This window comes from Pseudomonas sp. R11F, assembly GCF_050312575.1.
GTDB lineage: Bacteria > Pseudomonadota > Gammaproteobacteria > Pseudomonadales > Pseudomonadaceae > Aquipseudomonas > Aquipseudomonas palleroniana.
The window spans coordinates 367,524-375,118 of sequence record NZ_JBNPJU010000065.1; the positions used below are offsets into that span (position 1 = coordinate 367,524).

Sequence of the window (7,595 nt, forward strand, 5' to 3'; positions counted from 1 at the left end):
TCCAGTGCTGCGCAAGATCTTTGCCAACGCCCCGGTTGACGCGGGCCGGACACGTTTGTGTCGACGTATTTGCAGCCGGCCTGCCCGCAAAATCGGCACTGCCCCCGACACCCTGGGCTATCATTGGCGCTTTCCCGTAAATGATTGACTGCCATGACTGCCCAAACCCTGACCGCCGCCCTTGAAAATGCCGACATGCTCGAAATTGATGGCTTGCACGCCTTTGATTTCGTGGTGGACGACAGCAAACTGCTGATTACCGCGATGGACGGCCGTGCCGAAAAACGCTGGAGCTTCAGCCTGGAACAGGTACGGGCCGCGACCTTTGATGACACCTTGCAAAGCTGGACGCTCACGGGCGAGTCGGGCGAGCACCGCCTGGTCTGCCTGAGTGCGTTTACCGGCAACAATAACGATGAGGATGAAGCGGATGATCATGCGTAAATTCTGGCCCCTGCTGATGGCCGGCAGTGTGGGTGCAATGTCGGTGCAGGCCGCACCGGCCGATACCTATGAACTGCTGGTGGGCAGCTACACCGCTGGCACCAGTGAAGGGATCTACCGGCTGCAGTTCGACAGCCGTACCGGCCGGTTCAACGGCAAACCTGCGCTGGCGGCCAAGACGGCCAACCCATCCTGGCTGACCCTTTCCAAGGACCAGAAGCATCTGTTCGTGGTCAATGAGAACGGCCCGGGCCAGAAAGACCCGGTCGGTCGGGTGAGCAGCTACAGCATCGACCCGCAGAACCATCAGCTCACCTTGATCAACCAGGTGCAGAGCCTGGGCAATGAGCCGACTCACTCAAGCGTGGCGGCCGATGGACGTTACCTGTTCATCGCCAACTATTCGGTACTGGAAGATCCGGGCGGAAGCCTGGCTGTCCTGCCGGTGGACGCTGCCGGCAAGCTGTCGGCTCCGGTGCAATTGAGCGCGCACCCGGCCAGCCGCGTGAACCCTGAGCGCCAGGCGTCCAACCATGTGCACTCGGTGGTGTCGTCGCCGGACGGCAAGTATGTGTTTGTCCAGGATCTGGGCGCGGACAAGTTGTTTGCCTACCGTTACGACCCCAAGGCCAACCACGAACTGCCCCTGACCCCGGCCAACCCCGCATCGGTGCAACTGCCACCGGGCAGCGGCCCGCGTCACTTGCTGTTCAGCCCCGATGGCAAGCACGCCTGGCTGACCACGGAGATGAGCGCGCAAGTGGCCGTTTTCGACTACAACGATGGCAAGCTCAGCCAGACCCAACTGGTGGACTTTGCCGCCGGGCAGCCGGTGTCCGACAAGGCCGGTGCTGCGCTGCACGCGTCCAGCGATGGCAAGTTCCTGTACGTGAGCAACCGTGGCACCGCCAACCAGCTGCTGGTGTTCAGCGTTGACCCGGCTACCGCGCACCTCAAGGAGATCCAGCGCCGTTCCGTGGAGGGCGACCACCCGCGCGAGTTCAGCCTGGACCCGAGCGGCAAGTTCCTGCTGATCGCCAATCAGAAAAGTAACGAGATCGTGGTGGTCGAGCGCGACCCCAAGACGGGGTTATTGGGCAAAACCGTGCAAAAACTGCCGATCGATGCGCCCAGCGACCTCAAGTTCCTGGTGCGTCAATAAGCCACAGGCCCCGTACAGCGGGGCCTGAAGCTTTCTATTAATTCTATTAATAGCGGCTACTGTTTCAAAGCATTTCTAAGGTTTAACCCTCGGGCGTAAGTTTGGTTCCAAGGCCTTCCAAGGCCACTTAATCAAACGAACACGAGGGTTACCGCCATGAACTTCAATCTCTTCTCGGTCATCGCCGCTTCCGCTGTTTCCGCCACCGTGGCCCTGCCTGCTGCTGCCAGCGTGGAAGTGACCGGCAAAAAATCCAGCACCAGCGCCTACACCCAGAAATACCTGCAACAGAGCGCTAATTTCTACGCCGCACTGGACCACAAGACCCAACAATAGGAGCGGGCTTCAGGGTTTTGCCATCACCGCAATAAACAGCGGCGACTCCAGAAAACGTTGTAACCATTTCTGCAGCCGCCGATACGGTGTTGCGGCAAACCACTCCCGGTCCACATGGGCAAACTGGCGCACGAACGGCGCCAGTGCCGCATCCGCCAGGCTCATATGCTCAGCCAGCAGGTATTCATGCTGGGTCAGCAAACCCTCCAGCTTCTGCAAAAACACCTCGCCTTCGGCCCGATAATGCTCCATCGGGTATTCGGGATAACGTTCGGCGTATTTGTATCGATTCAAGTGATGTTTGAACACCTGGTCATTCTCGGCAATCAGCGACAACACCGCCGGGTCACCTTGCAGCAGCCAATCATCAGGGTCGTGCTGTGCAAGTGCCCATTGCATGATTGGCAGGCTCTCGTCGATCACATGGCCCGCCACACTCAGTACCGGCACCGTGCCCTTGGGTGACAGCACCAGCATCTCGGCCGGTTTTGCCTTGAGGCTCACCTCGATAATGCGCACGGCCACCCCGCAATAACGCAGGGCCAGGCGCGCCCGCATCGCGTACGGGCAACGCCGGAACGAATACAGCAGCGCCTCGCTCACTTGACCTCCAGGGTGCTCAACCCGTTGCCCTGGCGCTTGACCTGGATCTGCACCGGGATGCGCTCATGCATTTCCTGCACGTGGGAAATCACGGCCACCTTGCGCCCCTGGGCCTGCAAACCGTCCAAGGCGTCCATTGCCAATTGCAGTGATTCAGGGTCGAGGCTGCCGAAGCCTTCGTCGATAAACAACGACTCGATCTTCAACGTGCTGGACGCCATCGAAGCCAGGCCCAACGCCAGCGCCAACGACACCAGGAACGTCTCGCCACCGGACAACGAGTGCACCGAGCGCAGTTCATCGCCCATTTCCGTATCCATCACCAACAGCCCCAGCATGCTGCCGCCACGTTTGAGGCGGTAGCGGCGCACCAGTTGGCGCAGTTGCACGTTGGCGTGGTGCACCAGCAGATCGAGGTTGTAGGCCTGGGCGATTTTGCGGAAGGTATCGCCGGTGGCCGAGCCGATCAGCGCGTTCAGGCGTGCCCAGCGCTGCCATTCGTCATAGGCCTGGGTGATTTGTTCTGCCAGTGCCTGGTTGGCGTCCTGACGCCGCTGGTCCTCGACCTGCCTTGCGCGCAGCGCGTCGCAGTGCTTCTCGTCGTCGGCCAGGTGCTGATTGAGGGCCGCGAGGCTGTTGTCCAGTTGCTCGGCTTCCAGGTTGCCATTGTGCTGGGCCTGGTGTTCGGCAAGGCGTTGTTCGCGCTCCTGCAGCAGCACCCTGGCTTGCTCCACGGCTTTTTCGCTGTGTTGCAATTGCTGGCGCAGCGCGCTGATTGCATGGTCATCGAACGCCAGCAAGCGGGTGAGGCCGGCGTCATCCAGCTCGGGATGCAGGGCGCGCCATTCGCCCAGGCGCAGGTCGAGGGTGTGTTGCTCGGCGCTGAGTGCCTGTTGGCGTTCCTGCTGGGCCTTGAGGTCGGCGGCCAGCTGGATCAGCGTGTTGCGCAAATCTTGCAACTGTTGGTTGACGTCGGTTTCGTGTTGACGAGCTTGCGCCACCGCCTGGTCCAATTGCTGTTGCCAGTGTTCGGCGCTGGGGTATTCGCCCAACAAGGTGCCGAGTGTTTCCTGAGCCGCTTGCTGCTGGGCGGCCAGTTCCGCGACCTGCTGACGCAGCACGTCCAGTTGTTGCTGGCGATGCTGCTGATGGGTCTGTTCTTTCTCGATGGCTTGCCGGCGCTCTTGTTGCTCGGCGTGTTCATCGCGCTGCTGTCCCAGTTGCTCAAGGCGCTGGCTGACCTGCTGGTCCAACTGCATGAAGGTCGCAGCCGGCTCGCGGCGCAGGCCGTCCAGGGTGGCGGCGGGCAGCAGGTTGGCGAAGGCGCTGAGTTCTTCTTCAAGGCGGTCGCGGTCATTGGACAGCTCGCGTTGCTGGTCTGCCAGCAACTGGCGCGCTTGCTGGCTGGCCTCCTGGGCGGCTTGCAGTTGTTGCTGCAGGCGCCCGGCGTTTTGCTGCAGGTTGAGCAGGGCGCCCTGGCGTTGTTCATCCTGGCTGATGCTTTGCGTCAACTGGTTGAGTTGCTGGGCCAGCCAGGCGCTGCGCTGAGGCGGCTCCTGATTGAACAGCGCGGCGTACAGCGGATGGGCTTCCAGGCTGGGTTTGAGCGCCAGTTGCTGCGCCGCCAACTGCTCCTGCTGTTCCAGAAAACCCTTTTGCTGGGCGATCAAACCGCCCACTTCGCCACGCAGCTCGGTGAGTGTTTCCTTGAGGCTGTCGACCGCTTTCTGCGCCGTGGCCTCTTCATTTTCGTCATGGCGGTCGAGGCTTTGCAGCAGCGCCTCCGGCTGGTGGTACGGGTGCTCATGGCTGCCGCACACCGGGCACGGCTGGTCGTCTTGCAACTGCTCGCGCAACTCCTCGACGCTGGCACTGCGGGCCAGGCGCTGGCGCTCCAGCAATTGCTTGGTCACCGTGAGGGTTTGCTCGGCCACGGCCAATTCAGCCTTGGCTTGCAGGCCCGCCTGGTTGAGCTTTTCTCGCTGCTGCTGGGCCTGCACGAGTTTTTGCGTCAGCGCATCGCTCTGTTGATCCAGCTGTTGCTGGCTGTCCCACAGGCGTGTGAGATCTTCGAAGGCGCGTTGCTGCTTGCGATTGTCCTGAAGCAGGCTGGCGAGCAATTGGATTTGTTCGGCCACGGCGTGGGGTTCGGCGCCAGCTTCCTGGTACAACAGCTCCAAGGCTTCGCGCTGCTGGGTGAACTGCTCGGCGGCGGCGCTGGCGCGCTGTTCCAGCTGCGGCAGTTCGGCCTGGCCTTTGTTCAGGCGATTGCCGATCAGCATGAGTTGTTGCAGGCGGTCGCGGTAGGCGGCCCAGGCTTCACTCAGCGGTGCGAGGGCGCTGCTGCGCTCAAGTTCGTTGGCCAGATGTTGCAGGCGCTCGCCCACTTGCGCTTGTTTCTCCAACAAGCCATCGAGTGCGACCTGGCCCTGGGTGCAGGCGGTTTCCTGCACGTGCTGGTCTTCGGTGCGCTTGGTCAGGTCTTTGCTCAAGCGGGCGAGGGTGCTCTGCTCTTCGAAGGCCCGGCGCAATAACGGCACGGCGTCGGCCTGATGTTTCAGGGCCTCGGTCAAGGCTGACTGAGCGGCGGCGTGCTGTTGTTGTGCCTGCTCTTGCTGGCTCTGTAACGCGGTTTGCTGCTCGATGTGCTGCGCAATCTGCGTGGCGAGCGGCGCCAGCAAGGTGCCCAGTTCGGCCTGTCGGGCGAAATGATGGCGCTGCGCCGCCAACTGCTCCAGGCGGCTTAAATCCTGGCGTTGCTGGCCCTGGTCATGCCATTGCTGCTCGGCGTGCTGCAACTGTTCGGCGGCGGCTTGCCGGCGCTCCTGCCATTCGCGTAGCTCCTTGAGCCACGTATGTTGCAGTTCCAACTGCTTGAGCTGAGCCTGCCGGGTCTTGAGTTGTTGCTGGGCTTCGGCCAATTGTTGATCGAGTTCGGCCCGCGCTTCGGGGGCCAGCGGCACTACACCGGTGGCCTGGTCCTGCAGCTGCTTGTGGGCTTCCTTGGCGTCCTTGGCTTTGTCGAACGCACGGCGACCCAACTGCGTGTAAAGCGCGGTGTCGGTGAGTTTTTCCAGCAGTTCGCTGCGTTCGTTATCGTTGGCCTTGAGGAACGCACTGAACTCGCTTTGCGCCAGCAATACGGCACGGGTGAACTGCTCAAAGTTCAGGCCCAGGGCCTGTTCCAGCTGGGCCTTGTATTCGGTTTTCTGGCTGGCCAGCAGTTGATCGCTGTCCAGGTCGATCAGGCTTTGCCGGCTGTTCTGCAATTTGCCGCTGGCCTTGTCGCGGGCGCGGTTAGCTTCCCAACGCGCACGGTAGCGACGGCCATTGACGCCGACAAAGTCCACCTCGGCGTAACCGCCGCCGGTGCCACGTCGCAGCAGGGTGCGTGGGTCGCCGATGGAAATGTCGCTGACGGCATCGGGCATCTTGGCCTGGCCGGTGTCGCCCAGGCGCGGCACGGCACCGAACAACGCCAGGCACAACGCATCGAGCAGCGTGCTTTTACCCGCGCCGGTCGGCCCGGTAATCGCGAACAACCCGGCACTGGCCAAGGGCTCTGCGGTGAAGTCGATTTCAAACGGCCCAGCCAGGGAGGCGAGGTTTTTCAGGCGGATGGCGAGGATCTTCATGGCTGTTCATCCTCCTGTTGCACTTCCTGGAGCAGCACGGCGAAATCCTTCAAGGTCTGTTCATCCACTTCGCTGCCGTAACTGTCCTGCCAGGCGCGACTGAACAGCTCCTGGGGCGTGAGCTGGTCGAGTTCAACCAGGCGCTCTTCATCGCGGTCTTCGCGGTTGCCCACACCTGCGTATTCGGCGGCGATGCGTACCAGACGCACGGCTTTGCCTTGCAGGGCGGTTTCAATTTGCTGGCGCAGGTCCGGCTGTGGCTCGTCGAGCCGCACGCGCACCTCCAGCCAAGGGTGGCGCTGGGTTTCGGCGAGCAGGTCGATGTCGGGCAGGTCGCCCAGTTGCTTGAGGATATCGGCCAGGGGCGCGGCTTCCAGGCGTTGCAGATTGACCGAGCGGGGGATCAGGCGCGGTTCGACGTTCACCAGCCGCTCGCCCTGAAACGTTACGTCAAGAATCTGGTGCTTGTAGCCGACTTCGGAAAACGACAGCGGAATCGGCGAGCCGGAATAACGAATGCGTTCTTCGCCATTCACCTGCTGCGGCTTGTGCAAGTGACCAAGGGCGACATAGCCCACACGGTTATCGAACAGGCTGGCGGGCAGTGCTTCGGCATTGCCGATGATCAGGCTGCGCTCGGAGTCTTCCGACACCGAACCACCGGCCATATGCGCGTGGCTGATGGCGATCAATGCCTGGCCCTTTTTGCGTTTGGCCTTGGCCGCAGCGATCAGCCATTCATGCACCTGGCCGATACCGCGCAGGTAATCGTCACCCAAGTGTGCGCCGGTGACTTCCGCCGGGCGCAGAAACGGCAGCGCCAGGCACCATGCGGCGATCTTGCCTTTGGCATCCGGCAGGGGAATCAGCAGGCGTTCGGCGTCGAGTTGCCCGTCGTCCAGCCACAGCACCCGGCCCAACGCATGGGTGCGCAAGCGGCGCATCAACGGCGCCGGCAATTCGATGCGCGAGCCGGAATCGTGGTTGCCGGCAATCATCACAATGGTGAGCTTGGGGTTTTGCTCGTGGGCGCTGATGATGAAATCGTACAGGCGCTCCTGGGCCTTGAGCGGCGGGTTGACCGTGTCAAAGATATCGCCGGCGATCAGCAACGCATCCGGTTGCTCGGCTTTTAATTGGCCCAGCAGCCACTCAAGGAAACAGGCGTGTTCGAAGTCGCGTTCCTGGCCGTGGAGGTTTTGGCCCAGGTGCCAGTCGGAGGTATGAAACAAACGCAAGGCGAACTCCGTGGAAAAGATGAAAAGGAGGGGAGTTTACCTGTAAAGCGGTGGGAGGGGGCCGGCTCAAATGCACAGTCAGTAAGGCGCAACGCTGTCCCTGTGGCGAGGGAGCTTGCTCCCGTTGGGCCGCGAAGCGGCCCCAGCTTCTGGTTTGAAAAGACTGGGCCTGCTACG

The 7,595-nt window shown here is 61.9% G+C and carries 6 protein-coding genes; 3 read left to right on the forward strand and 3 right to left on the reverse strand.

The window, feature by feature from the left end; translation table 11 throughout:
* Positions 1-153 precede the first annotated feature (153 nt).
* The 3 genes from ACQRBV_RS20170 to ACQRBV_RS20180 all read left to right on the forward strand — a co-directional run bounded on the left by ACQRBV_RS20170 (position 154) and on the right by ACQRBV_RS20180 (position 1,942).
* On the forward strand, positions 154-444 hold the full coding sequence (locus ACQRBV_RS20170; protein ID WP_060752614.1) for a DUF5629 family protein: 291 nt from the start codon (positions 154-156) through the stop codon (positions 442-444).
* Positions 431-1,606 (forward strand): lactonase family protein, encoded by a 1,176-nt coding sequence (locus tag ACQRBV_RS20175; RefSeq protein WP_104993978.1) that lies wholly within the window; start codon positions 431-433, stop codon positions 1,604-1,606. Before ACQRBV_RS20170 ends, ACQRBV_RS20175 begins: the two co-directional genes overlap by 14 nt.
* Before the next feature lie 156 nt (positions 1,607-1,762).
* Positions 1,763-1,942, forward strand: coding sequence for a hypothetical protein (locus ACQRBV_RS20180; RefSeq protein ID WP_060752616.1), 180 nt, complete (start codon positions 1,763-1,765; stop codon positions 1,940-1,942).
* A 9-nt stretch (positions 1,943-1,951) separates the two neighbouring features.
* Here the strand turns inward: ACQRBV_RS20180 and ACQRBV_RS20185 are convergent, their stop codons facing one another.
* Genes ACQRBV_RS20185 through ACQRBV_RS20195 form a run of 3 tightly spaced genes read right to left on the reverse strand, consistent with a single transcriptional unit; the run spans position 1,952 to position 7,418 of the window.
* Complete coding sequence (locus ACQRBV_RS20185; RefSeq protein WP_411984262.1) at positions 1,952-2,545, reverse strand: glutathione S-transferase; 594 nt, start codon at positions 2,543-2,545, stop codon at positions 1,952-1,954.
* Positions 2,542-6,180, reverse strand: a complete 3,639-nt coding sequence (locus ACQRBV_RS20190) for an AAA family ATPase (protein WP_411984261.1) — start codon at positions 6,178-6,180, stop codon at positions 2,542-2,544. The genes ACQRBV_RS20185 and ACQRBV_RS20190 overlap by 4 nt, the downstream gene beginning before the upstream one ends.
* On the reverse strand, positions 6,177-7,418 hold the full coding sequence (locus ACQRBV_RS20195; RefSeq protein ID WP_411984260.1) for an exonuclease SbcCD subunit D C-terminal domain-containing protein: 1,242 nt from the start codon (positions 7,416-7,418) through the stop codon (positions 6,177-6,179). The genes ACQRBV_RS20190 and ACQRBV_RS20195 overlap by 4 nt, the downstream gene beginning before the upstream one ends.
* Between the last annotated feature and the right edge of the window lie 177 nt (positions 7,419-7,595).